We start from the raw sequence: 23,501 nt of genomic DNA on the forward strand, positions 1-23,501 counted from the left end.
CCTGCGTTTCGACATATTCTGATCTCCTCGTCTTGGGGATCAGCAGACCTCAGATCGTAGCTTCCGTCACTGTCCAATTTTCGGGGGGTAGCTCACAGTTCGAGGTCGTCATTCACGGCGCCCTCGCCGATCACAGCCACCCGACAAACCCCGCACCCCTGACCGGTCAGGATTACGAGCACCTGCTGCGCGCCGTCTTTGTCTGAGGTGGAGGGTGAGCCGAGCGGAGCGTGATGACACCCCCAGAGCAGCCGGCAGATCTCCCGCGCGGCATGCCGGGGTTGAGGTTCTGATCCGGTTCAGAGAATCCACTCCACCGGCAGCCAGCTTGCCGCTCTTGCGAGTGCGCGGCGGATCAGGCTGGCATTCGGTTCGGTCGTGTGGGTCGTTTCCTCGCCGTCCGGTGTCATTTCTTGCCAGATCAGTGATCCACCGTCGCTCCGCATAACCTCGTAAACCATGCGCCGCGCGTCGAGCGCCTGTGAAAGCGCAACTGCGATCCGGGGGCTTTCAACGAGGACGCCCATCTCGGTGTTGAGCATCGCCGAGCGCGGATCGAAATTGAACGAGCCAACGAAAATGCGCTGTCCGTCGATGGCGAAGGTCTTGGCGTGCAGGCTGGACCTTGGCCCCATCAGGATGGCGGACAGGTCGACACCAGGGCTCTCATCTCGGTCCGGGCGCAATTCCAGGATCGTCACGCCTGCGTCGAGGAGATCGGGGCGATAGTTCATCCATGCCGAATGAACGATCGGCACATCTGTTGCCGCAAGCGAATTGGTCATCAGGCGTACCTCCCGGCCCTCGCCGGCAAGTCCCGAGAAAAGATCGGTCCCGGCGCGGCCCGGGATCAGATAAGCCGAAACGACATCGAGGCTGGTCTCGGTTTCCGCCAGCAGCGGCGCCAGACGCGCCATGAGGAGCGCGCTTTGGTCGGCCTGCCCCAAAGCTTTGGCCGGGTCATCGCTCATCAGTGTAACTTCGGTCCATTCAAGGATCGGGTCACCTGCCATGATCTGGCGCACCAGCGCCGACGCGCCGATAGCGGCAAGGTAGTCGGATGCAGCGACGCTCTCTCGCGCGTCGGACGCGGCGGCCGCAAGCCCATCCATGCCGTTCGGGTCTGGGGCAAGGATCATGTCGGCCGGGTATGCAGACGCGCTGTTCCAGTAGCGGTCGAAATCTGTCGCGACATCCGCGGCAATGGGGCCGACGCCCAGCACATCCAGATCGAAGTAGCCAACGCCCTCACCGTAGACGAAATAGATGTCGCCGATGTTGCGGCCGCCAAGGATCGTGGCGACGCCGTCGACCGTCATCGATTTGTTGTGCATCCGGCGATTGAGGCGGAAAAAGTCGAACCCGTAGGACAAGAGCCTGGGTTGCCTCAGGACAAAGGGATTGAACAGGCGCACCTCAATCATGGGGTGGGCGTGCAGCGCAGCCAGCACATCATCGAGCCCCGGAATGCCGTTGTCATCCAGCAACAGCCGGACGCGGACGCCCCGGTCTGCCGCCGCACGCAATTCGTCCAGCAACAACCAGCCCGTCGTGTCGGTCTGCCAGATGTAGTACTGCACATCGATCGAAGCCTCGGCGGCGCGTGCCAAAAGGATGCGGGCGGACAGCGCATCGCGCCCGTCCACAAGCGGCACCACGCCGCTGTGCCCCGGATGGTCCACCATGCCTGCAAGCACCGCAGCGCCAAGCCGCGTATCGGGGCTGGGCGGAATGGCAACGCCGGCCTCGATGCCTGACCTGTCGGGCAAGGGATGCGCAAGCTTGAGCGCTCCGAGGCCCACGCCCACGAGCAGGGCGAGACCAAGAAGAGCTTTCACTATCTTCATGAAGTGCCTCGATGTGACCGTCAGACTTGACCGCTTGGGCGGCGGACAGGGTCAATGTGCTGGATTTCCCTGCCGCTGTCTGCCGTGATCCAGACTGTTATCCGCCGTTTGTTCAAGTAGATGACCAGACCGACGTGACCGGCGAACCGCCGCCGGTCACGGGGGCAGGTTGATCGGCTGCTTTAGCGGTGTTCTGCGGATGGGATGTCGCAAGGTCAAAGGCGGCTCTCCTCCCCTTGCGAAGGCGACTGCTCCCAAGACGCATCCGCCCCTCAGCCAGGTTTTTATGACCAGCGCGGCGTCGATCGCAGCAATCAATTCTGCTCCGACGCCCTGAAACCCCAATAGCCTTGCCACCGCACGGACAAGGTCGTTCTATGGCGCCTCGCCGCTCTCTTGCAGCCTTCGGGTCATGAAGGCTGAAGCTTCAGATCTTGCCGCGTCAGCCGACACGATTTGTCTCTAGCTGACAGCATCACGACGATTTTTCAGTTCTCACCTTCATTCTCCGTGGTGCGCCACTTCCCTAGATTACACCGCTAGCCCTTCTTGGCCGCCCGAGCAGAGTTTGTGCTTTCGGATGGAACAAGACGTTGTTTCGGTCCGATAGGGCGGATTTTTGTTTTGAGCGAGGATCTTGGCGGTTCCGTCATGGCACTTGCCCGTCGTATCGGGCAGCAGTTTTCCCCGATACGACGGGCAAGACCTCTGGGCCCTATACCGCGGCCGATCCGGGCGAAGTCAGCGCGTGCTGACCGAAGGCGGCACCGAGTTGCCGCGCGCCTGAGTGATCTGTTACAGAACCGACACATCGCGCGCCTACATGGCGGGGGTTGTCGCGCCCGGCCCCGAGGGATCCCATGTCCATCACCTTGCAATACTTGCAGAAATCCTTTTCCGGCAAGCCTGCTGTCGACGGTGTGACGCTCGACATCATGCAAGGGGAATTCTTTGCCATCGTCGGCGCCTCGGGCTGTGGGAAATCGACCTTGTTGCGTTTGATTGCGGGGCTCGAAACGGCGGACGCGGGCGAGATCCATCTGGGCGGGCGGCAGGTGAGCGGGCCGGGGCTGCATGTGCCGCCCGAGGCGCGTGGCACGGGTTTCGTATTCCAGTCCTACGCGCTCTGGCCGCATCTCGATGTGCGCGGCAACGTGGCCTTTCCAGCCGAGGCGGCGGGGCTTGGCCGGGCCGAGGCGGCGGCGCGGGCCGAGCGTCATCTGGCCACCGTGGAACTGTCGGATTTCGCCGGTCGCAAACCCGCCGACCTGTCGGGCGGGCAGCGGCAGCGCGTGGCGCTGGCGCGCTGTCTGGCGCAAGAGGCGCGCGTGATCTTGATGGACGAGCCGCTCGCCAATCTCGACCCGCACCTGCGCGCCACGATGGAGGAGGAGCTGAGCACGTTCCACCGCGCTTCGGGCGCCACGACGGTCTATATCACCCATGACCAGCGCGAGGCGATGGCGGTCGCCGACCGCATGGCGGTGATGGCAGAGGGGCGGTTCCTGCAGGTCGGCACGCCCTCGGAAATATACGACCGGCCCGCCTCGGCGGCTGTGGCGCGCTTCATCGGGCAAGGCGCGATCCAGCCGGTTTTGATCCGGGGCGGGGTGGCCGAACTGGCCGGTCAGCCCGTCCGCTTGCGCGGGGCCGAGGGACCAGACGGCGCGCGCGAGGCGCTGTTCCGGCCAGCCGATCTGGCGGTCGGGGCATCGGGTGACGGCCTGCCCGCGCGCGTGCTTTCAGCGCTCTACCGAGGCGGGCTGTGGGAGGCGAAGCTGGCGGTCGAGGGCTTGCCCGCGCCCTGTGTCGTGCATCTGCCGGGACCTGTGCGCGCCGGTGAGGCTCTTGGTCTGCGAGTGCTCGGCGGCTGGGTCCTGCCCGGCTGATGTTCAAAGCCGCCAGGGCACCACGCCGGGCGGCATCCGCCGCCCCAACAGGTCGAGCAGCGCCATCAGCACCACCGTCGCCACCACCGTGACGGTCGACATCGCGGCGGCCAGCACCGTGTAGCCGCCATTCTCGTAATTGTAGATGACGGTCCCGATCGTCTCGGTCCCCGAGGACCACAACAGCGCAGAGACCGTGATCTCGTTATAGGCGGTCAGGAACACCAGCATCCCGCCCGCCGCCGCGGCGGGCGCCACCAGCGGCAGGAAGATCCGCCGCATACGCAGGCTCCAGCCCGCGCCCGCGACCCGCGCCGCCTCGTCCAGCGCGGGGTCAAGCTGCAGACAGGCCGCCGACACCGGTTTGAGCGCGACGGCGAAAAAGGCGCAGAGATAGGCCAGCACGATCAGCGTGAGCGTGTTGTAGACCGACACCCCGACCAGCGGCAGCGGCCGCAGGAAGGTCAGGATGAAGGCGATCGAGATGACGATGCCGGGAATGGCATAGGTGGTTTCCGCCAGTGTCGACACCACCCGCCCGATGCCTCGGCCCGGCCCCGGCGGCCCCGATGTGGCCCGCGCCAGCAGCGCGCCCAGACCGGCGAGAGCCAGCGCAGCCACGCCCGCCGCGAGGGTCGAATTCACAAAGGCGCGCGCCGTGACCGACTGGCGAAACAGGACCTGTTCGAAATTGGCCAGCGTGAGGGTCTCAAGGGTCAAGGTCACGCCATAGGTGGGCACCAGTGCCGTGCCGACAAGGGCGGCCATGGGCAGGCCTAGGATCACAAGAACCATGAGCCCGATCCCGGCCTCGGCCAAGGGCCGCGCGCGACCGAGGTCGAGCCGCATCGGCGGCTGCGGCGGGCCGATCAGCGCCGCGCGGCTGCGCGCGGAGAGCCATGTCTGGACCAGTACCAGCGCGATGGCGATCAGCGCCATCAGCGCCGACATCACCGCCACATCGGCCAACATCGAGGGGCCGAAGCTCGACAAGCGCTGCCAGATCAGGACGGGCAGGGTCGTGTAGCGCCCCGGAATTCCGAGCAGCGCGGGGATACCGAAATTGCCGAGCGCCGAGACAAAGGCCAGCGCATAGGCCGCGAGCAGGCTTGGCACAAGCAGCGGCAGGATGATCTTGGCCAGCAGGCGCGCGGTGCCCGCACCCGACACGCGCGCGGCCTCGGCCATCTCGCGGGGCAGGGCGCGCAGCGCCGCCAGAACCACCAGAAACACCAGCGGCATGTGCTGCACCGCCAGCAGCGCGATGACGCCGCCCCGCCCGTAGAGCGGGTGGGGCGAGCCCAAGGGCGGCGCCAGCCCCACAGCGCCCAGAAGCGGCGAAGACGGCCCCAGCGCCTGCGTCCAGGCAATCGCGGTCACATGCGGCGGGATCATCATCGGGATCAGGATCAGAAAGGTGAACACCGCCTTGCCGCGCAGGTTCGTCAGCCCCACGACCAATGCCAGCCCAGCCCCAAGCCCCAGCGACAGCGTGGCCGAGACCGCCGCGCTGTCGAGCGAGTTCCACAAGGCGCGTGCGACCGAGCGGTTCCCCAGCGCGCCTTGCAGCGGCGCAAGCGAGGGAAGGCCATCCACCAGCAGGCCCTGCCGCAGCATCAGGCCCAGCGGCACCAGCATCAGGGCCACCGCAAACAGCGCGAGGGCGGCAAGGCTCAATGCCTCGCCGCCCGGCAGGTATTTTCGATAGGTGGTCAGGGCTCAGCCGCCGAAGATCTCGACGAAACGCAGGCGGTAGTCCTCGGCATTTTCCAGCGCCACGGCCGGGTCGAACTCCAGCAGCTGGATCTGGTCCATCGCCGGGAAGCCTTCGGGCGGGGCGATGGCCGGGTGCGCGGGCAGGTAGCCCATGTCGGCGGCCAGTTGCTGTCCTTCGGGCGAGATCAGGAAATCGACGAAGGCTTGCGCGGCGGGCACGTTCTGCGCGGTGGACAGGATCGCCACCGGCTCGGTCACGGCCGAGACGCCTTCCTCCGGAAAGACGAAGGCCACCGGCGCGCCGTTGGGGATCTCGCGGATCGGCAGGAAGTCGACGACCATGCCGAACATCTGCTCGCCGCCGGCGACCGCGTTGTAGACGCCGCCATTGCCGCCCTGCGGGTTGGTGCCCTGTGCTGCCAGACCCTCGTAGTATGCCCAGCCAAGGTCGGGGTGCGAGGTCAGCGCGACCATGTGGATCGTGGCCGCACCCGACGCCAGCGGCGAAGGCATGGCGATCTGGCCCTGCGCCTCGGGCCGCAGCAGGTCGGACCAGCTTTCGGGCACGAAGGGGGCGGCGGTGTTGTAGATGATCCCGGTGGTGATCAGCTTGGTCGAGAAATAATGCCGCTCCGGGTCCATCAGGGCCGGGTCATAGGCCGAGACATCGGCCTCCGGGTAGGGCATCAGGCGGCCCTGCGCCTCGAGCCCTTCCATCACCACGGTGTCGGCGATCAGCAGCACATCGGGCTGCGGGCTGCCGGCGGCAAACTCGGCCTCGAGCCGCGCCATGACCTGTGTGGTGCCGTCGCGGATCCAGTCGACGGTCACGTTGGGGTAGACCGCGTTGAACGCATCGACGGTGCGCTGCGCATCCTCGTTGGGCTGCGAGGTGTAAAGCACCAGCCGCCCCGACACGTCATCGGTCTGGGCCAGAGCCGGGCCGGCCAGCAGGGCGGCGGCAAGCGTTGCGATCATCGGCGTTTTCATGGTGGTTCCCCTCGTCCGGAATCGGAATGTTCCCGACGGGTCCGCTACCGCGCCCAGATGACAGGCGCATGACGACGTCAGCAGCACCGCGTAAAGCGCGATCAGCGCGTTGGCGCGGCGCAGGGTGCCAATCATGGACCCAGCTCAGCCGCAGGTGAAAATTCAAAAGCGTAATCAGGCCGACAACGAAACACAGCACATAGGCCAGCGCGGAGGCATAGCCCATTGCGAAAGGCGCGAAGGCGTTTTGGTAGTTCTAGAAGGCCAGCGTGGTCGAGGCCCGGTTCGGCCCGCGGTCCAAGGCCTGCATGATGCGCAGCGTAGTCCGGGATCAATCGCGCTGCGGCATCCGGCGGCGCATGCCGCGCCTTCAGATTTCCGTCATCGCGGGAGCGACCACCGTCACCGGCGCACCGGCGCTGGCGCATCGGCGGCATCCTCTTCTCGGGCCTCGAATCGCGCGATGAGGTGCCGGCGACTGAATTTTCCTGTCAACTTTGCTTGCCAGTCACAGGAAATCTGGCATTTTCGTCAATTAATAAAGACGGTGCAGGTCATCTTGCCGAAGCAAAACATGTAAATCTGGGTTGACAGATTGCGCGGTATACTGTGGTCTTCAATCAGGGAAGCGCGCGGAAGAAGGTCAGTTCCCCCGGGTTTCGGGGTGTCCGCCCTTGCAGACGATGAAAGACGAGTGACCGCCATGACCGATCAACCGCAGATCCCCGCTCCCCGCCCCGGCAATTGCCCAGGTCGCCCGTCTGACCTGTCGCGTCTCGCGCAAAGCGCTGTGGCCCGACTTTGCGCCGAGATGCGCGCGCAGCCCGGTCGAACCGATGCGCAAAAGGTGCTGGGCGACCCCTGCGCAGCGGCGCTGGCCTATGCGCTGTGCGACGACGATGATCTGGCCGCATCCGTGCTGGTCGAGGACCTGCTGGAGGCGGGTCTTTCGGTCGAGGATGTCTGTTTCGATCATCTTGCCCCCGCCGCCCGCCGCTTGGGTGAGCTTTGGGACAAGGACCGCCTGCCATTCAGCGAGGTGGCATTGGCCAGCGCGCGCATCCAGGCGATCCTGCGCCGCATGCCCGCCAGCCGGATGACGCCGTCCTGCGCGCACGGCAAGGGCGCGGTCTTTGCCGCCGTCCCGGGTGAGCAACATACGCTGGGCGTGATGATGGCCGCCGATCTGTTCCGCCGCAACGGCTGGGATGTGGGGCTGATGGTGGGCCAGACCCATGACGAGCTTGTCTCGCGCATCTCACGCGACGACCGGCCGGTGATCGGGCTCAGCTGTTCGGGCGATCATTCCTACCCCGCACTGCGGCGGCTTCTGGCGGCGCTGGCCCGCACGCGGCCCGATGCGCAGATGCTGCTGTCGGGGCAGATCATCAAGGACGCCGCAAAGCTTACCACGCTGCCTGCGCCGGTCACGCTGGTCGCCGATGTGGCCGAGGCCGAGGCCCAGATGATCCGGATCGAGGCGATGGTGGCCGCAAACCGCAAGGGTCAGTCGCAGCGCCGGTCCAACTCGGCGGCGTAGAAATCCTCCATCCGCTGGCCGGGTTCGGGCGTGAAACGGTCGAGCAACTCGGTCCCCGCGATCCTGTCTATACGGAACATCCGGAAATCATGGCGCAATTCGCACCATGCCACGAGAGTCCAGACCGTGCCCCAGAACCACAGCCCCAGCGGGCGCAGGACGCGGGACGTATCCGCCCCGGTCTCGTCGCGGTAGGTAATCCGCACCCTCTGGCGGGCCTCGCAGGCGCGTTCGAGTGTGTCGATGGCCGCCCGCGTGGCGGCATCGAGCGGGCGGGCGCTGACTGACCGGATCGCCACCGCTTCGGCCCGGGCGCGCAAGGGCGGCGGCAAGATCGCCGCGATCTTGTCGAGCGCGCGGTCCGCCCCCTGCGCCATGCCTGTGCCGCCGAATGTGGACACCATGCGCGCGCCTGCGATCAGGGCCACGATCTCGTCGGCGTCAAACATCAGGGGTGGCAGGTCGTAGCCGGGACGCATCAGGTAGCCCAAGCCCGCCGCGCCTTCGATCGGCAGGCCCGCCCCGATCAGATGGGCGATGTCGCGGTAGATCGTGCGCTCGGACACTTCCAGCGCTTCGGCAAGCGCGCAGGCCGTCACCAGCCGCCCGGGGCGGAGCCTTTCGACGATCATGAACAGGCGGTCGGCGCGGCGCATGGGATCACGCTACAGCGCCGCGCCCCGGCGACCAAGCCGCTCGGGGCGCGGGGCAGGGGTCACTGGGCCGCCATCTCGAACAGGCCGATGGAATTGCCGTCGGGATCATGCGCGTAGCAAAATGTGCCCGGCGGGATCTTGATGTCGGGGCTTGCCACGCGCCCGCCCGCCGCAAGCAGCCGCGCCTTGGTGGCGCCAAGGCTGTCAGGCACGACGAGATGGATCGTCGGCCCGTTTTCCGATGGTGTGCCGGGGTAGAGATGCCCCGAGATGCCGGCCGGCCCCGCGGTGGGGAAATCGACGATCGGGTTCGGCTCCATCTGGGTGATCTTGAGTTCCATGTCGAAGACGGCGCCATAGAAGGCGATCGCGCGGTCGAGGTCGGTCACGGGGATCTCGAACCAGCAGGCGAAATGGGCAGGTGTGTAGGGCATCGGTCTGTCTCCGGTAACGGGGTTGCGATGTCCTGTCGCTACCAGACCTCTCCTGACAGCGTTCTGTCAGGAGTGTTCAGCGATCAAAGCTCCCGCACCGGGATGAAAGGGAAGAACGTTCCGCCCGACCACAGGCCGAACCACTCCTCGCCGTCCACGCCATGCGCCTCGCCGATATCGACCAGCCGGTAAAAGCTCTTGCGGTCGATCAGCGCCTCCAGCCCTGCGCGGACATGGACATAGGGGCTTGGCTCGCCGTTTGCGTCACGGATCACGCGGACGGGGTTTTCAGGCCCCGCCACCGTGCTGTCGCCCACGTTGGTGGTGAAAGTCACGACCTGTTCGGGGCCGTGCCCCTCGGCCGCAACGGTAAAATCCTGAGCGACGAAAGGCGCGTCCTCGACCCTGATGCCAACCTTTTCGACGGGCGTGACGAGAAAATAGTCATCGCCTTCCTTCTTCAGGATGGTCGAGAAGAGCCGCACCAGCGGTGCCCGTCCGATCGGCGTGCCCTCGTGGAACCATGTGCCGTCGCGGCGGATTTCCATGTCGATATCGCCGCAAAAGGGCGGGTTCCACAGATGCACCGGCGGCAAGCCGCCTGCCTTGGACGCCTCCTTGGTGGCCTGCAGCAACTGGTCCAACCCAGCCCCACCGCCGCCCGTCACGATCTTTTGTGTGCCGTCTTGCTTTGCCATTTGTGGTCCGCGGAATAGGTCTGTTACCACTGGCCTACATAACCATGATCCGGAGCATTGCCATGTCTGACCCCGAGGCCCTCGTTGCCGAGATCGAACAGCTTGGCGAAAAGCTTGCTCAGGCCAAGGCTTCCATCGCGCAGCGCATCATCGGGCAAGACGAGGTTGTGAACCTTGCCTTGTCGGCCATGCTGTCGGGTGGCCACGCGCTGTTGATGGGTCTGCCGGGGCTGGGCAAGACGCTGCTCGTCGACACGCTGTCGACCGTCATGGGTCTGTCGGCCAACCGCATCCAGTTCACACCCGATCTGATGCCCGCCGATATCCTGGGCTCCGAAGTGCTGGAAACCGCGCAGGATGGCAGCCGCAGCTTTCGGTTCCTGCAAGGTCCGATCTTCTGCCAACTCCTGATGGCCGACGAGATCAACCGCGCCAGCCCCCGCACGCAATCCGCGCTGTTGCAGGCGATGCAGGAACGCGAGGTGACCATTGCGGGCGACCACAAGCCGCTCCCGCGCCCGTTCCATGTGCTGGCGACCCAGAACCCGATCGAGCAGGAGGGCACCTATCCTCTGCCCGAAGCGCAGCTCGACCGCTTTTTGGTCAAGATCGACGTCGCCTACCCCGACCGCGACACCGAGCGCGGCATCTTGCTGGCGACCACCGGCACGACCGAGGCCCGCGCCCATGCCGTCTTTACCCCCGAGGCACTGATCGCCGCACAGGGCGTGGTGAGGCGGATGCCAGTGGGCGAAAGCGTCGTCGAACTGATCCTCGATCTGGTCCGTGCCTGCCGCCCCGACAGCCCCGAGGCGCCCGAGATCGTGAAGAAGACCGTCGCTTGGGGCCCCGGTCCGCGCGCAGCGCAGGCCTTGATGCTGACCGTCCGGGCGCGCGCGCTGCTTGACGGCCGGCTGGCACCCTCGCCCGATGATGTGGCCGCACTGGCCCGCCCCGTCTTGGGCCACCGCATGGCGCTGAGCTTTGGCGCGCGGGCCGAGGGCGCGGTTCTGGAACAGGTGATCGACGAGGTCACGGCCCGTGTCACGCGGATCGGTTTGGCGGCTTGACCGACGCCGCGCTCCATACGCCTGACAGCCTGCGGTCGCGCTCTGAGGCGGTCGCCTCGACGCTGCCCGCGCTGATGGCCGATGCGCAGCATCTGGCCGCCACGGTTCTATTGGGCGTGCATGGGCGCAAGCGGGCGGGCATGGGCGATGAATTCTGGCAATACAGGCCCGCGCAGGCGGGCGATGGCTACCGGCAGGTCGATTGGCGCAGGTCCGCCCGGTCGGACGGGCATTTCATCCGCCAGACCGAATGGCAGGCCGCGCAATCGGTGATGCTGGGGGTGGATGATGCCGCCTCGATGACCTTCACCGGCCATCGCAACCGCCCTTCGAAGCTGCGCCGCGCGCAGACGATTGCCATGGCGCTTGCCATCGTGTCGGTGCGGGGCGGCGAACGGGTGGGGCTGACCCATCTGCCCGAGCCCCCGCGCGGCGGGAGTGCGCAACTGATGCGGATGGCGCAGGCGCTTATGGACGGACACGAGCCGGGCGATTACGGCGCGCCCAAGCCGCAGATGATGCCGATGGGCAGCCGGGCGGTGTTCGTTTCGGATTTCTTCGGCGATGTCGCGGCGATCGAGGCTGCGCTGGGCCGCGCCGCCGACCGCGAGGTCAGGGGCGCGCTGGTGCAGGTGCTCGACCCCGATGAAGAGGTGTTCCCTTACGACGGGCGCACGGTCTTTGAATCGATGACCGGCGCGATCCGGTTCGAGACGCTGAAGGCCAAAAGCCTGCGCGACGCGTATCTGGCGCGTCTGGCCGAGCGCAAGGCGCATCTGCAGGAGCTGTGCCGCCGCACTGGCTGGCGCTACCATCTGCATCACACGGACCAACCGGCCGAACCGACGCTGCTGTGGCTTTACCGGGCGCTGGAAAAGGTGCGCGGATGATCGGGTCGCTCGCCTTTGCCACGCCGCTTTTGCTCACCGCGCTGATCGCGCTGCCGGTCTTGTGGTGGATCTTGCGCGCCGTGCCGCCCGCGCCGATCCGGCGTCGGTTTCCGGGCGTGGCGCTGCTCTTGGGTCTCAAGGATGCCGACAGTCAGACCGACAAGACGCCGTGGTGGCTGCTGCTTTTGCGCATCGCGGCTGTAGCGGCCGCCATCGTGGGGTTCGCAGGCCCCGTTTTGAACCCGGCCACCGTGCGCACGGGCGAGGGGCCGCTTTTGATCGTCATGGACGCCAGTTGGGCGTCGGCCCGCGACTGGTCCGCCAGGGCCGACCGCGTGGCCCTGCTCCTCGACGAGGCGTCGCGCGCCGGGCGGCCAGTGGCGCTTGTGGCGCTGACCGACCTGCCGCCGGGCGAGCTGCCGCTGCAATCGGCCAATGCCTGGGCCGCGCGGCTGCCCTCTCTTTCCCCCGCGCCCTACGCCCCCGACATGGCCGCCGCCGCCGATTGGGCCGCCACCCTCGAGGGGCCTCTGGAAAGCTGGTGGATCGCCGATGGCCTCGACCATGCCGGCCGTGACGACCTGACCGCCGCCCTGCGCGAACTTGGTCCCCTGTCGGTGTTCCAGGGCGACCGCGACGTGCTGGCACTGGCCCCGCCACGCTTCGAAGATGGCGCGGTGCGTGCCACGCTGGCCCGGCTGGGCAGTGAGGTCGCGCTGACTTACGAGGTGGTTGCCCATGGCCTGGACCCCGCAGGCATCCCGCGCGATCTCGCCCGGTCCGAGGCCGTGTTCGAGGCGGGCGCGACCGAGACCGAAGCCGTCTTCGACCTGCCACCCGAACTCAGGAACCGCATCACGCGGTTCGAAGTAGCGGGCCTGCGCGGCGCAGGCACGGTGACGCTGACCGATGACGGGCTGCAGCGACGGCAGGTGGCGTTGATCGCGGGCGGGGCGAGCGATGAGCAACAGGCGCTGCTGTCGCCCTTGCACTACTTGCGGCAGGCGTTGGCTCCCACTGCCGACCTGATGGAAGGCGCGCTGTCCGACATGCTGCTGGCCAGCCCCGATGTCATCATCCTGGCCGATATCGCGACACTCTCGCCCGAGGAGGATCAGGGGCTGACCGAATGGGTCGAGCGTGGCGGGCTGTTGGTGCGCTTTGCCGGGCCGCGGCTGGCCGCATCCGACGTGGCGCGCGATGCAGCCGGGACCCTGATGCCCGTGCGCCTGCGCGAGGGCGGGCGCAGCGTGGGTGGTGCCATGAGCTGGGGCGAGCCAAAGCAATTGCGCCCCTTCCCCGACACCTCCCCCTTCTTCGGGCTGGAGATCCCGCCCGACGTTCAGATCAGCGCGCAGGTCATGGCCCAGCCCGACCCGGAACTGGCCGCGCGCACCATCGCGTCGCTGACCGACGGCACGCCACTGGTCACGCGCGCCGGCCATGGGCAGGGGTCCGTCGTCTTGTTCCACGTCACGGCTAATGCCGATTGGTCGACTTTGCCGCTGTCGGGTCTGTTCGTGCAAATGCTGGAGCGGCTGGCGATTTCCACCCGCCCCGCTACGCCCGAGGCCGCCGATCTGGAGGGCACGGTCTGGACCCCCGATCAGGTGCTGGACGGGTTCGGCACGCTGCGCGACGCAGGAACGCGCCCCGGCGTGCCGGGCGAGACGCTGGCCGTGGCGCCGCTGTCGGCTGACCTTCTGCCGGGCCTTTATGCCTCGGACAACCGGCGGATCGCGCGCAACGTGGTCACCGCTGACACTTTGCTGTCGCCCGCCGCATGGCCCACCGCCGTGCCGGTCGAGGGGATGAGCGTGATCGCCCCGACGGACCTGATGGCGGCATTCCTCATGGGGGCGCTGGTCTTGCTGCTGATCGATGCCATCGCCTCGCTCTGGCTTGCGGGTCGCTTGTCTGGCCTCGCGCGCGGGGCGGCGGTTCTGGCACTGGTCGTGACCCTGCCGCAAGGCGGGCAGGCGCAGGGTCTGTCGCCCGAAGATGAACGCGCGCTTCTCGCCACATCAGAGGTGACATTGGCCTATGTGCTGACCGGTGACACACAGATAGACGAGACCTCGCGCGCGGGGCTTCAGGGCCTGTCGAATACGCTTTTCCAGCGCACATCGGTGGAACCCTCCCCACCGATCGGGGTCGATCTGGAACGTGATGAACTGGCGTTCTTTCCCATGCTCTACTGGCCGGTTACCCCCGATCAGCCCTTGCCTTCTGCGGCGGCCTACCGTCGCCTGAACGATTACTTGCGGTCGGGTGGCATGATCGTGTTCGACACGCGCGACGCGCATATCGGCGGCTTTGGCTCCGGCACGCCCGAGGGGCGACGCCTGCGCACGCTGGCCGCACCGCTCGACATTCCGCCGCTCGAACCCGTGCCGCCCGACCACATCCTGACCCGCACCTTCTACCTGCTGCAGGATTTCCCCGGTCGCCACCTGTCCCGCGATGTCTGGCTGGAGGCATCGCCCCCCGATGCCGAGGCGGTCGAGGGGATGCCGTTCCGCAACCTCAACGATGGGGTCACGCCGGTGCTGATCGGCGGCAATGATTGGGCCGCCGCTTGGGCGCAGGACGATAGCGGGCGGCCGCTTCTTCCGGTGGGCCGCGGGGCCACCGGCGAGCGTCAGCGCGAGATCGCGATGCGTTTCGGGATCAACCTCGTGATGTATGTGCTGTCGGGCAACTACAAATCCGACCAGGTGCATGTGCCCGCACTTCTGGAGAGGTTGGGGCAGTAGCATGGCACAGACGATCCTGTTCGACCCGCTGCTGCCGATGGCCCTGATCTGGGCGCTGGCCGCCGCTGCCGCGCTGGTCTTGGCGCTGGCGCTCTGGCGCGGGCTTTCAGGCTGGCCCTTCCGCCTTCTGGCGGCGGGTGCGTTGCTGGCCGCCCTTCTCAACCCCTCGCTCCAGTCCGAGGAGCGGGAGCCCATGACCGATATCGTGCTGGTCGTCACCGATGCTTCGGCCAGCCAGCGGATTTCCGACCGCCCCGACCAGACCGCCGAGGCTCTTGCGGTGCTGGAGGCCGAGATCGCGGGTCTTGGTATGGAAATGCGGTTGTCGACCGTCGCGGACGCGCCCAACAATGCCGGCACGCTTTTGATGGCGGAACTGAACCGGATGCTGGCCGAGGAGCCGCGCGCGAGGATCGCAGGCGCCATCCTTGTCACCGATGGGCAATTGCACGATGCGCAACTGGTGCCCGACCTGCCGGCACCGCTGCATGCGCTGATTACCGGGCGCGAGACCGACTGGGATCGGCGGCTGGTGATCGAGACCGCGCCCGCCTTTGGCATCATCGGTGAAGAGTTGATGATGACGCTCCGGATCGAGGATCAGGGCGCCGTGCCCGCGGGCCTGTCGGGCCGGGCCGAGATCGCCATCGCCATCGATGGCGGTGTGGCGCAGACCTATACCGTGCCCACCAACGAGACGCTGCAACTGCCCCTGACGCTGGAACATGCGGGCCAGAACGTGGTGCAGTTCACGATCCCCGAGGCCGCAGGCGAATTGACCGACCGCAACAATGCCGCCGTGGTGCAGATCAATGGCATCCGCGACCGGCTGTCGGTTCTGCTGGTCTCGGGCGAGCCGCATCCGGGCCAGCGGACATGGCGCAACCTGTTGAAATCAGATCCTTCGGTCGATCTGGTCCATTTCACCATTCTGCGCCCGCCAGATCGTCAGGACGGTGTACCGGTGACGGAGCTTTCGCTGATCGCTTTCCCCACGCGCGAGTTGTTCATGGAGTCGGTTGATGATTTCGACCTGATCATCTTTGACCGCTACCGCCGCCGCGGCATCTTGCCGATGCTGTATTTCGAGAACATCCGCCGCTATGTGCAGGACGGCGGAGCGCTGTTGGTGGCAGCGGGGCCGGATTATGCCTCCGCCGCCTCGCTTTACCGCTCACCCCTGGCCGACATCCTGCCGGGTCGGCCCACGGCTCGCGTGATCGAGGCGCCCTTCCTGCCCGAGATTTCCGATCTTGGCCAGCGTCACCCGGTGACCGCCGGATTGGACGCGACCCATGAACCGCTGGACGGCAGCGATCAGCCTTGGGGCCGCTGGACGCGGCAGATCGAGGTGATCGAGCAATCGGGTCAGACGGTGATGACCGGCAATGGCGGCGCGCCGCTCCTGATACTTGACCGGATAGGCGAGGGGCGTGTTGCGTTGCTGGCCTCGGACCAACCCTGGCTCTGGGATCGCGGCTATGAGGGCGGCGGCCCGCAACTGGAAATGCTGCGTCGTCTGGCGCATTGGATGATGGGCGAACCCGACCTCGAGGAAGAGGCGCTGGTCGCCGAGGCCGATGGCCAGACCATCCGCGTGACGCGCCGCACGCTGGCTGATGGGGTCGGCACGCTGCGTGTCACCGCCCCGGACGGAACCGAGACCGAGATCGTGCTGGCGGAAACCGCGCCCGGCCGCTTTACGGCCGAAATCGAGGGGGCCGAACAGGGGCTGTACCGGCTGGCCGAGGGTGAGCTGGACACCGTGATCGCGCTGGGCCCTGCCGCGCCACGCGAGTTCGAGGAAACCATCGCGAGCGGGGATCGGCTGGCCCCGCTGACCGAGCCGCTGTCGGGCGCTGTGCTGCGGCTGGAGGACGGGATGCCCGACCTGCGCCGTGTGGCCGAGGGGCGCAACGCCTCGGGCCGTGGCTGGATCGGGCTTACCCCGCGCGAGGCGTTTCTCACCACCGATGTGACCGTGACGCCGTTGATTTCGGCCTGGCTGTTCTTGCTGCTGGCGGCGGCTCTGACCGTTGCAGGCTGGCTGCGCGAGGGGCGCCGGTAAGCTGCTCCATGAACTGTGATGATGGAACCCTACGGCGCCGGTGCGGTGTCAGCGGGGCAGGGGCAGGGGGGCTGAGACGTCCTCCGCCCATCCCTCGACATTGGTGCGGGCGCGGATCACCACGCTGCGCACCTCGGCGGGGATTGCCACGCCCGACAGCGACCGGGTAAAGGGCTGTTCCTCGACATGCGGGTGTAGCAGCGGGCGTTCGCCCAGAACCGTGCCATCGGGTGTCTCGACCCGCCAGCCGTCGGCATAATCCTCCCAACCGGTGTCGCCATGTTCCAGCGTGACATGGAAGGTCCACCCGGAGTGTCCCGCCACCGCCTCGACCGCGACGACGCGGGCGGGGTCGGCAAGCGCGGGCGGTGCGATGCACAGGGCGAAAGCGGCAAGGGCGATGCGATGGATCATGCCTGTTCATAGCGCACCGCGCTCAGCCCGTGGGGTCACGCTGTGGTGATGTCAGAAAGGTTTGAACACCACGATGATCAGCACCGCGATGGCGCCCAGAACGCTGATCTCGTTGAAGACGCGCAGCCACAGATCGCTTTCGGTGAACACGCCGCGCTTTGCGCGCAGCACCAACCGCCCGGTCCAGCCATAGTGCGCGGCCAGCAGGGCGACGACGCCGAGCTTGGTCCAGACCCAGATCGGATAGCCCCAGAACCATCCGAGCCACAGACCCGTCACGATGGCGATCACGCCAAGGCCGAGCGAGAAGCGGTAGATGCGGATGGTCAGGTCGCCCGTAGGCCCGAATTCGCCCAGCCGCGCATATTCGCGTTTCCAGAAGATGATCGCGCGCGGCACCGCGAAGATGCCTGTCATCCAGCCCAGCACGGCCAGAAGGTGAAGAACCTTGATCCAATCCATGGCGGCAGTTGCCCAGCATTTCAGGGGCGCGGCAACGCGCGGAGTTGTCTCAGGGGGATTTTCGTTGCCTAATCGTGATATTGGTTATATTTCTTTACCAATTCATCACAGAGGAGGACTGTGACATGGAGATGCCCACCCCCGACGCCGCGATTTTGTCGCGTAAATCCAAGATCGTGGAGCGCTTGCGCGCGGCCCTGCCTCAGGCTGCGGTGATTCACGACGAGGCCGAGTTGCGCGCCTATGAATGCGATGCGCTGACCGCCTATCGCTGCCCGCCGTTGGCCGTGGTGCTGCCTGCCTCGACCGCAGAGGTGGCGACGGTACTCAAGATTTGTCATGCCGAGGGGGTGCCGGTGGTGCCGCGCGGGTCGGGAACCTCGCTTGCGGGCGGGGCATTGCCGACGGCCGACAGCGTGATCCTTGGCGTGTCGCGCCTCAACCGCGTGCTGGAGGTCGATTACGACAACCGCTTCATCCGCGTGCAGTCGGGCCGGACCAACCTGAGCGTGACCGGCGCGGTGGAACAAGATGATTTCTTCTACGCGCCCGATCCCTCGAGCCAGCTGGCCTGCGCCATCGCGGGCAATATCGCGATGAACTCGGGGGGGGCGCATTGCCTGAAATATGGCGTCACCACCAACAACCTGCTGGGCGTCACGATGGTCAGCATGGCGGGCGAGGTGATGGAGATCGGCGGCGCGCATCTGGATGCGGCGGGCTATGACCTTTTGGGCGTGATCTGTGGGTCCGAGGGGCAGCTGGGCGTCGTGACCGAGGCCACGTTGCGCATCTTGCGCAAGCCCGAGGGCGCGCGGCCCGTGCTGATCGGCTTTGACAGCAACGAGGTGGCGGGCGCTTGTGTGTCCGACATCATCAAGGCGGGCGTGCTGCCCGTGGCGATCGAATTCATGGACCGCCCCTGCATCGAGGCGACAGAAGCCTTTGCCAAGGCGGGCTATCCGATGTGCGAGGCGCTTCTGATCGTGGAAGTGGAGGGCAGCCCCGCCGAAATCGATGAACAATTGGGCCTGATCACCCAGATCGCGCGCCGCCACAATCCGGTGGAGCTGCGCGAGGCGCAATCGGAGGATGAGGCCAAGCGCATCTGGCTGGGCCGCAAATCCGCCTTCGGTGCGATGGGCAACATCAACGATTACATGTGTCTCGACGGCACGATCCCGGTCTCGTCGCTGCCCTATGTGCTCAAGCGCATCGGCGAGATGTCGAAGGACTACGGGCTGGACGTGGCGAACGTTTTCCACGCGGGCGACGGCAACATGCACCCGCTGATCTTGTTTGACGCCAACAAGCCCGGGGATCTGGAACTGTGCGAGGCTTTCGGGGCCGATATCCTGAAGCTCTGCGTCGAGGTGGGCGGCTGCCTGACCGGCGAGCACGGGGTTGGGATCGAAAAGCGCGATCTTATGACGACGCAATTCGCGCCTGAGGATCTGGAGGCGCAGATGCGGGTGAAGGACGTGTTCGATCCGTCCTGGCTGCTGAACCCGGCCAAGGTGTTTCCGCTGGCCGTGTCGCGGGCGCGGCGCGAAAGGGATATCGCCGCCTGAGGGCGTCGACCGCCGGGGGTCGTCCATTGTGCGCCATTGGTTCGAGAACAATGGACGACGCCCCCGGACCCCGGGGATATTTGTAAAACAGAGAAGGAGCGGGCCGGATGCTGAGCCCTGCGACCGAGAGCGAGTTGAGCGAGATCGTGGCGGGGGCCCGCGGGGCCCTGCACGTGACGGGCGGCGGGACGCGGCCCGTCGGGCGGCCGGTGGCGGGCGAGGTCCTGTCGGTGGCCGGCCTTGCGGGGATCGAGCTTTACGAACCGGGCGCGCTGACCATCGTGGCCAGGGCCGGAACGTCCTTGGCGGAGGTTGAGGCGGCGCTGGCCGCCGAGAGGCAGCGCCTGCCCTTCGAGCCGATGGATCACCGCGCGCTGCTCGGGACGAAAGGTGAGCCGACCGTCGGTGGTGTCGTCGCCGCCAATGTCTCGGGCCCGCGCCGCATTCAGGCGGGGGCGGCGCGCGACAGCCTGATTGGGGTGCGGTTCGTCGATGGCAGTGGCAGCATCATCAAGAATGGCGGCCGGGTGATGAAGAATGTCACCGGCTATGACCTCGTCAAGCTCATGGCCGGAAGCTGGGGCACGCTGGGTGTGTTGACTGAGGTGGCCTTTAAGGTGCTGCCCGCGCCGGAGGCGGCGGCGGGCTTCAGCATCGCAGGCCTGAGCGATCTGCAGGCGGTCGAGGCGATGGCTGTGGCGCTGGGCTCTCCCTTCGAGGTGACGGGGGCGGCGCATCTGCCGGGCGCGGGGCGGACTTTGCTCAGGATCGAGGGGTTCGCGGCCAGCGTCGCCTATCGGGCCGGACGGTTGGCGGAGGTGATGGCGCCCTTCGGCGCGGTCACGGTTGAGCGCGATGCCGCGGCCGTGGCCGAGACATGGCGGCAGATCCGCGATGTGCAGGTCTTCGCCACGCAGCCGGGCGATGTCTGGCGCATATCCGTCAAACCATCCGACGCGCCGGGGGTGGCGGCGCTGACCGGGGGCGAGGTGATGTTCGACTGGGGCGGCGGGCTGATCTGGGCGCTCGTGCCGGAGGGTACCGACCTACGCGCGCGGCTTGGGGCCTTTGCGGGCCACGCGACGCTGGTGCGCGCCTCCGAGGAGACGCGGGCGCGCATCGCGCCTTTCCATCCCGAGCCTGCGCCGCTGGCGGCGCTGTCGGCCGGGCTGCGCGCGAAATTCGACCCGCGGGGCATCCTGAACCCCGGGCTGATGGGATCGTGAGGGAGTAAAGATGATCGATGTGGTTCCTGTCGCGCTACCCTCGGCGGCCCTGTTCGGTGCGCTTGTGCTGATGTCGGACCGCAAGCGCGGCGCGTTTTTGGCGCAGGGCGCGCTGGTGCTGGCGGTGGTGGCGATGTTCGTTGCCATCACCGCGAACGGCCCGCTGGCCGGGTTTGATCCGATCGAGATCGCGGGCATCGCAACGGGGCTGATCGCGGCTGCGGTGGCGGGGATGCTCTACCATCTTTATCTTGGCCGCTTCGTTCGGGTCTGGGCGGCGCGCGGCGTCTTTACGGCGGTCTACCTCGGCCTTGCGGCGCTGTTCGGCCTCGTCTTCCTCTCCCTTTTCTGAAAGCGCGGACATGCAGACAACCTTCACACCCGAACAGTTGCGCGATCCCGTCATGGCGCGCTCGAACGACGTGCTGCGCACCTGCGTGCATTGCGGGTTCTGCACGGCGACCTGTCCCACCTATCAGGTTCTTGGCGACGAGTTGGACAGTCCGCGGGGGCGGATATATCTTATAAAAGATATGCTTGAGAAAGGGCTACCGGCGGACGCCAAGACGGTGCTTCACATCGACCGCTGCCTGTCATGCCTTGCCTGTATGACCACCTGCCCTTCGGGCGTGCATTACATGCATCTGGTCGATCACGCGCGGGAATACATCGAGCAAACCTACAAACGCCCCCTGTTCGAGCGTGTGCTGCGCTGGACGCTGGCGCGCATCCTCCCCTATCCGACGCGGTTCCGGGTGGCGCTGCTGGGGGCCAAGATCGGGCGACCCTTCGCTTTCCTGATGCCCGATGCGCGGCTCAAGGCGATGCTGGCGATGGCGCCAAAGGTCATCCCCCCCGTCAGCCGCAACGACGACCCGCAGGTGTTCCCGGCGCAAGGGACCCGCAAGATGCGCGTCGCGTTGATGACGGGCTGCGCGCAGCGGGCGCTCAACACCGATATCAACGATGCCACCATCCGGCTGCTCACAAGGCTCGGCTGCGACGTGGTGATCGCCGAGGGGCAGGGGTGCTGCGGCGCGCTGACCCATCACATGGGCAAGACCGCGGAAAGCCACGCGACGGCTTCGAAGAATATCCGGGCATGGACGCGCGAGATGCAGGGCGAAGGCTTGGATGCCATCGTCATCAACACGAGCGGCTGCGGCACCACGGTCAAGGATTACGGGCACATGTTCGCGGGTCATGCTCTTTCGCAGGAGGCTGCGGCGGTGGCCGCCATCGCCCGCGACGTGTCGGAAGTGCTGATGCAGCTCGACTTGCCCGAGGGCGTGATGGGCCACCGTGTCGCCTATCACGCCGCCTGTTCGCTGCAGCATGGCCAGAAGATCAAGACCTACCCCAAGGACCTTCTCAAGCGCGCGGGCTTCAAGGTGGTGGAACCCGCCGACAGCCATTTGTGCTGCGGCTCGGCGGGGACATACAACCTGATGCAGCCCGAGATTTCCGGCCAGCTCAAGGCCCGCAAGGTTGAGACGCTGGAAGCCACGCGCCCCGACATCATCGCGGCAGGCAACATCGGCTGCATGATGCAGATCGGCTCGGGGACCGATGTTCCCATCGTGCATACGGTCGAGTTGCTGGATTGGGCAACGGGCGGGCCGCGGCCGCCTGCGCTGGATGCGGATGGCAAGCGCGCGGTACCGGTGCCGATCCTGCGCTGAGAGGGCGCCGGGCGCGGAAAAGGTGACATAATTTTGCCCTGAACGGGTGGCATCGTCGGATAGTGCCTTGATGATGACCGGACCCAGATGCGCCGCCTTGCCCTTGTCCCTACGATTGTTGCGCTGGCAATTTTTTCCTTGCCCGTGAGCGGGCAGGACATGACCAGCGTGACCCGTCCCGAGGGGTCCGCCGCGCTGCGCGGGTTGCACACAGCCGATGATGCGCGCGACTGGGAAGCGGTGGGGCGGCTCGACACAGGCGTGTCATTCTGCACCGCCACGCTGATTGCCCCCGATCTGGTCCTGACCGCGGCGCATTGCCTGTTCACCGAGGCAGGCGACCGCATCGCCGATGGCAACCTGACCTTTTCCGCTGGACTGCGCCATGGAAGAGCCGAGGCGATCCGCGGTGTGGCGCAAAGCCGGGTTCCGCAGGGCTATGCGCGCCCCGTTGGACAGGCCGATATGCAGGCCATCGCGCAGGATCTGGCCGTGTTGCGGCTCGATCGTGCGGTGTCTTCGGGTACCGTGCGCCCGATCGCGGTGGGGGCGGCGGCGCCTGTGCTCAGTGCGGTGACACTGGTGTCTTACGGCGCCGAGCGCGAGGCCTTCCCCTCGATCGAGGATGACTGTCGCGTGCTGTCCGGTTTCGACACGGTGCAGGTGCTGTCATGTCATGTCGTGTCGGGCAGTTCCGGTGCACCGGTGGTGCGGATCGGGCCCGAGGGGCCGCAGATCGTGGCCATTGTCTCGGGCCGGTCCGACATGGCCGAAGGCGATGTGACCGTCGCAGTCGTGGCCGAGACCCTCGTGGAGGCGCTGATCGCCGCGCCGGCCGCGCCTGTTGCGCGAAGCCTTCAAGGCAGCAGCATCACCATCCGCCGTGTGGGCGATGTGGGCGCATCGCGCGAAGGGATGGGCGCGCGCTTCATCCGACCCTGAACCGTCCGCCGGGGATCTTGACAGGCCCGGTTACGCTTCCCAGTTCTCAGTCGCGCAGGGGCGCCGATGATCGGGCCCAAGCTCATCACCCCAAGGACCGCGCCCGCGCAAGGGGCGGTCTGTCACAACAGTTGTCGCTCGATGGAGGATGACAGATGCGAACCTATGACCTTTCCCCGCTTTACCGGGCCAGTGTCGGTTTCGACCGCATGGCCGATCTGATCGACCGCGTGATGTCGCAAGACAGCGCCGTGCCGACCTACCCCCCTTACAACATCGAAAAGACCGCTGATGGTGCCTATCGCATCTCGATCGCGGTGGCCGGCTTCACCGAAGCCGAGCTGAGCATCGAGCAGCGCGAGCAGGAACTGGTGGTTGCCGCCCGCAAGGCCGCCGATGACGCGCCCCGAACCTACCTGCATCGCGGCATCGCCACGCGCGCCTTCGAAAAGCGGTTCCAGTTGGCCGATCATGTCCGCGTGACCAGTGCGCTGCATGAAAACGGCATGCTGCACATCGACCTTGTGCGCGAGGTGCCCGAGGCGCTGAAGCCGCGCCAGATCGAGATCGCGCGGGGCGCATCCAAGGTGATCGAAGGCGCGACAGCCTGATCTTGACCTGATGAGACGACGAAAGGGCGGCCCGGTCGG

21 protein-coding genes are annotated in these 23,501 nt (G+C 66.7%); 13 read left to right on the forward strand and 8 right to left on the reverse strand.

Annotated features, from left to right (window positions below):
* Positions 1-206, forward strand: a 206-nt coding sequence (locus C7455_RS20380; protein WP_211315514.1) for a hypothetical protein, incomplete at its 5' end; no start/stop codon positions are given.
* Between the two features lie 93 nt (positions 207-299).
* On the opposite strand, the gene C7455_RS17200 is transcribed toward C7455_RS20380, so the two are convergent.
* Positions 300-1,847, reverse strand: coding sequence for a phospholipase D family protein (locus C7455_RS17200; protein WP_109670347.1), 1,548 nt, complete (start codon positions 1,845-1,847; stop codon positions 300-302).
* Between the two features lie 860 nt (positions 1,848-2,707).
* On the opposite strand from C7455_RS17200, the gene C7455_RS17205 reads away from it, so the two are divergent.
* Entirely contained in the window at positions 2,708-3,736 is a 1,029-nt protein-coding gene (locus C7455_RS17205) for an ABC transporter ATP-binding protein (protein WP_109670349.1), read from the forward strand.
* 3 nt (positions 3,737-3,739) lie between these two features.
* Here the strand turns inward: C7455_RS17205 and C7455_RS17210 are convergent, their stop codons facing one another.
* Entirely contained in the window at positions 3,740-5,413 is a 1,674-nt protein-coding gene (locus C7455_RS17210) for an ABC transporter permease (RefSeq protein ID WP_245904397.1), read from the reverse strand.
* A 42-nt stretch (positions 5,414-5,455) separates the two neighbouring features.
* Positions 5,456-6,442: an ABC transporter substrate-binding protein gene (locus tag C7455_RS17215; RefSeq protein ID WP_109670461.1), complete on the reverse strand. Its 987-nt coding sequence runs from the start codon at positions 6,440-6,442 to the stop codon at positions 5,456-5,458.
* 703 nt (positions 6,443-7,145) lie between these two features.
* On the opposite strand from C7455_RS17215, the gene C7455_RS17220 reads away from it, so the two are divergent.
* Positions 7,146-7,982: a cobalamin B12-binding domain-containing protein gene (locus tag C7455_RS17220; RefSeq protein WP_109670351.1), complete on the forward strand. Its 837-nt coding sequence runs from the start codon at positions 7,146-7,148 to the stop codon at positions 7,980-7,982.
* Here the strand turns inward: C7455_RS17220 and C7455_RS17225 are convergent.
* From C7455_RS17225 to C7455_RS17235, 3 genes are all read right to left on the reverse strand, one after another.
* Positions 7,949-8,638, reverse strand: coding sequence for a helix-turn-helix transcriptional regulator (locus C7455_RS17225; RefSeq protein WP_109670353.1), 690 nt, complete (start codon positions 8,636-8,638; stop codon positions 7,949-7,951). The genes C7455_RS17220 and C7455_RS17225 overlap by 34 nt on opposite strands.
* A gap of 59 nt (positions 8,639-8,697) precedes the next feature.
* The gene (locus C7455_RS17230; protein WP_109670355.1) at positions 8,698-9,072 is read right to left on the reverse strand and encodes a VOC family protein; all 375 of its coding nucleotides are present in this window, start codon (positions 9,070-9,072) and stop codon (positions 8,698-8,700) included.
* A gap of 83 nt (positions 9,073-9,155) precedes the next feature.
* Positions 9,156-9,770 carry a DUF1285 domain-containing protein gene (locus tag C7455_RS17235; protein WP_109670357.1) on the reverse strand — a complete coding sequence of 205 codons (615 nt, stop codon included), beginning with the start codon at positions 9,768-9,770 and terminating at the stop codon, positions 9,156-9,158.
* A 62-nt stretch (positions 9,771-9,832) separates the two neighbouring features.
* On the opposite strand from C7455_RS17235, the gene C7455_RS17240 reads away from it, so the two are divergent.
* The 4 genes from C7455_RS17240 to C7455_RS17255 are packed head-to-tail and all read left to right on the forward strand — an operon-like array spanning position 9,833 to position 16,554.
* Positions 9,833-10,840, forward strand: a complete 1,008-nt coding sequence (locus C7455_RS17240) for an AAA family ATPase (protein ID WP_109670358.1) — start codon at positions 9,833-9,835, stop codon at positions 10,838-10,840.
* Positions 10,837-11,730, forward strand: coding sequence for a DUF58 domain-containing protein (locus tag C7455_RS17245; protein ID WP_245904398.1), 894 nt, complete (start codon positions 10,837-10,839; stop codon positions 11,728-11,730). Before C7455_RS17240 ends, C7455_RS17245 begins: the two co-directional genes overlap by 4 nt.
* A complete protein-coding gene (locus C7455_RS17250) occupies positions 11,727-14,486 on the forward strand; it encodes a DUF4159 domain-containing protein (RefSeq protein ID WP_109670360.1) in 2,760 nt (919 codons plus the stop codon). The genes C7455_RS17245 and C7455_RS17250 overlap by 4 nt, the downstream gene beginning before the upstream one ends.
* Before the next feature lies 1 nt (position 14,487).
* Entirely contained in the window at positions 14,488-16,554 is a 2,067-nt protein-coding gene (locus C7455_RS17255) for a hypothetical protein (RefSeq protein WP_109670361.1), read from the forward strand.
* A 48-nt stretch (positions 16,555-16,602) separates the two neighbouring features.
* Here C7455_RS17255 and C7455_RS17260 read toward each other — a convergent pair whose 3' ends face one another.
* Together C7455_RS17260 and C7455_RS17265 are read right to left on the reverse strand one after the other, a co-directional pair.
* A complete protein-coding gene (locus C7455_RS17260; RefSeq protein WP_109670363.1) occupies positions 16,603-16,968 on the reverse strand; it encodes a hypothetical protein in 366 nt (121 codons plus the stop codon).
* A 51-nt stretch (positions 16,969-17,019) separates the two neighbouring features.
* Positions 17,020-17,430 carry a CopD family protein gene (locus tag C7455_RS17265; RefSeq protein WP_109670365.1) on the reverse strand — a complete coding sequence of 137 codons (411 nt, stop codon included), beginning with the start codon at positions 17,428-17,430 and terminating at the stop codon, positions 17,020-17,022.
* A gap of 125 nt (positions 17,431-17,555) precedes the next feature.
* Between C7455_RS17265 and C7455_RS17270 the strand changes: the two genes are divergently transcribed.
* From C7455_RS17270 to C7455_RS17295, 6 genes are all read left to right on the forward strand, one after another.
* Entirely contained in the window at positions 17,556-19,001 is a 1,446-nt protein-coding gene (locus C7455_RS17270; RefSeq protein ID WP_109670366.1) for an FAD-linked oxidase C-terminal domain-containing protein, read from the forward strand.
* A gap of 110 nt (positions 19,002-19,111) precedes the next feature.
* A complete protein-coding gene (locus tag C7455_RS17275; protein WP_109670465.1) occupies positions 19,112-20,227 on the forward strand; it encodes an FAD-binding protein in 1,116 nt (371 codons plus the stop codon).
* Positions 20,228-20,237: 10 nt separating this feature from the next.
* On the forward strand, positions 20,238-20,579 hold the full coding sequence (locus C7455_RS17280) for a hypothetical protein (protein ID WP_109670368.1): 342 nt from the start codon (positions 20,238-20,240) through the stop codon (positions 20,577-20,579).
* A 10-nt stretch (positions 20,580-20,589) separates the two neighbouring features.
* Entirely contained in the window at positions 20,590-21,909 is a 1,320-nt protein-coding gene (gene glcF, locus C7455_RS17285; RefSeq protein WP_109670369.1) for a glycolate oxidase subunit GlcF, read from the forward strand.
* A 159-nt stretch (positions 21,910-22,068) separates the two neighbouring features.
* Positions 22,069-22,851 (forward strand): trypsin-like serine peptidase, encoded by a 783-nt coding sequence (locus C7455_RS17290; protein WP_170119128.1) that lies wholly within the window; start codon positions 22,069-22,071, stop codon positions 22,849-22,851.
* Between the two features lie 155 nt (positions 22,852-23,006).
* On the forward strand, positions 23,007-23,462 hold the full coding sequence (locus C7455_RS17295) for an Hsp20 family protein (protein WP_109670372.1): 456 nt from the start codon (positions 23,007-23,009) through the stop codon (positions 23,460-23,462).
* Positions 23,463-23,501 lie beyond the last annotated feature (39 nt).

Origin of the sequence: Roseicyclus mahoneyensis (genome assembly GCF_003148775.1) — a bacterium.
GTDB classification, from domain to species: Bacteria; Pseudomonadota; Alphaproteobacteria; order Rhodobacterales; family Rhodobacteraceae; genus Roseicyclus; species Roseicyclus mahoneyensis.

Bases quoted from the DNA above. Each gene is read 5' to 3' on its own strand.
- C7455_RS17200 (WP_109670347.1), bottom strand. From the start codon at position 1,847: ATGAAGATAGTGAAAGCTCTTCTTGGTCTCGCCCTGCTCGTGGGCGTG.
- C7455_RS17205 (WP_109670349.1), top strand. From the start codon at position 2,708: ATGTCCATCACCTTGCAATACTTGCAGAAATCCTTTTCCGGCAAGCCT.
- C7455_RS17215 (WP_109670461.1), bottom strand. From the start codon at position 6,442: ATGAAAACGCCGATGATCGCAACGCTTGCCGCCGCCCTGCTGGCCGGC.
- C7455_RS17220 (WP_109670351.1), top strand. From the start codon at position 7,146: ATGACCGATCAACCGCAGATCCCCGCTCCCCGCCCCGGCAATTGCCCA.
- C7455_RS17225 (WP_109670353.1), bottom strand. From the start codon at position 8,638: ATGCGCCGCGCCGACCGCCTGTTCATGATCGTCGAAAGGCTCCGCCCC.
- C7455_RS17230 (WP_109670355.1), bottom strand. From the start codon at position 9,072: ATGCCCTACACACCTGCCCATTTCGCCTGCTGGTTCGAGATCCCCGTG.
- C7455_RS17235 (WP_109670357.1), bottom strand. From the start codon at position 9,770: ATGGCAAAGCAAGACGGCACACAAAAGATCGTGACGGGCGGCGGTGGG.
- C7455_RS17240 (WP_109670358.1), top strand. From the start codon at position 9,833: ATGTCTGACCCCGAGGCCCTCGTTGCCGAGATCGAACAGCTTGGCGAA.
- C7455_RS17250 (WP_109670360.1), top strand. From the start codon at position 11,727: ATGATCGGGTCGCTCGCCTTTGCCACGCCGCTTTTGCTCACCGCGCTG.
- C7455_RS17255 (WP_109670361.1), top strand. From the start codon at position 14,488: ATGGCACAGACGATCCTGTTCGACCCGCTGCTGCCGATGGCCCTGATC.
- C7455_RS17260 (WP_109670363.1), bottom strand. From the start codon at position 16,968: ATGATCCATCGCATCGCCCTTGCCGCTTTCGCCCTGTGCATCGCACCG.
- C7455_RS17265 (WP_109670365.1), bottom strand. From the start codon at position 17,430: ATGGATTGGATCAAGGTTCTTCACCTTCTGGCCGTGCTGGGCTGGATG.
- C7455_RS17270 (WP_109670366.1), top strand. From the start codon at position 17,556: ATGGAGATGCCCACCCCCGACGCCGCGATTTTGTCGCGTAAATCCAAG.
- C7455_RS17280 (WP_109670368.1), top strand. From the start codon at position 20,238: ATGATCGATGTGGTTCCTGTCGCGCTACCCTCGGCGGCCCTGTTCGGT.
- glcF (WP_109670369.1), top strand. From the start codon at position 20,590: ATGCAGACAACCTTCACACCCGAACAGTTGCGCGATCCCGTCATGGCG.
- C7455_RS17290 (WP_170119128.1), top strand. From the start codon at position 22,069: ATGACCAGCGTGACCCGTCCCGAGGGGTCCGCCGCGCTGCGCGGGTTG.
- C7455_RS17295 (WP_109670372.1), top strand. From the start codon at position 23,007: ATGCGAACCTATGACCTTTCCCCGCTTTACCGGGCCAGTGTCGGTTTC.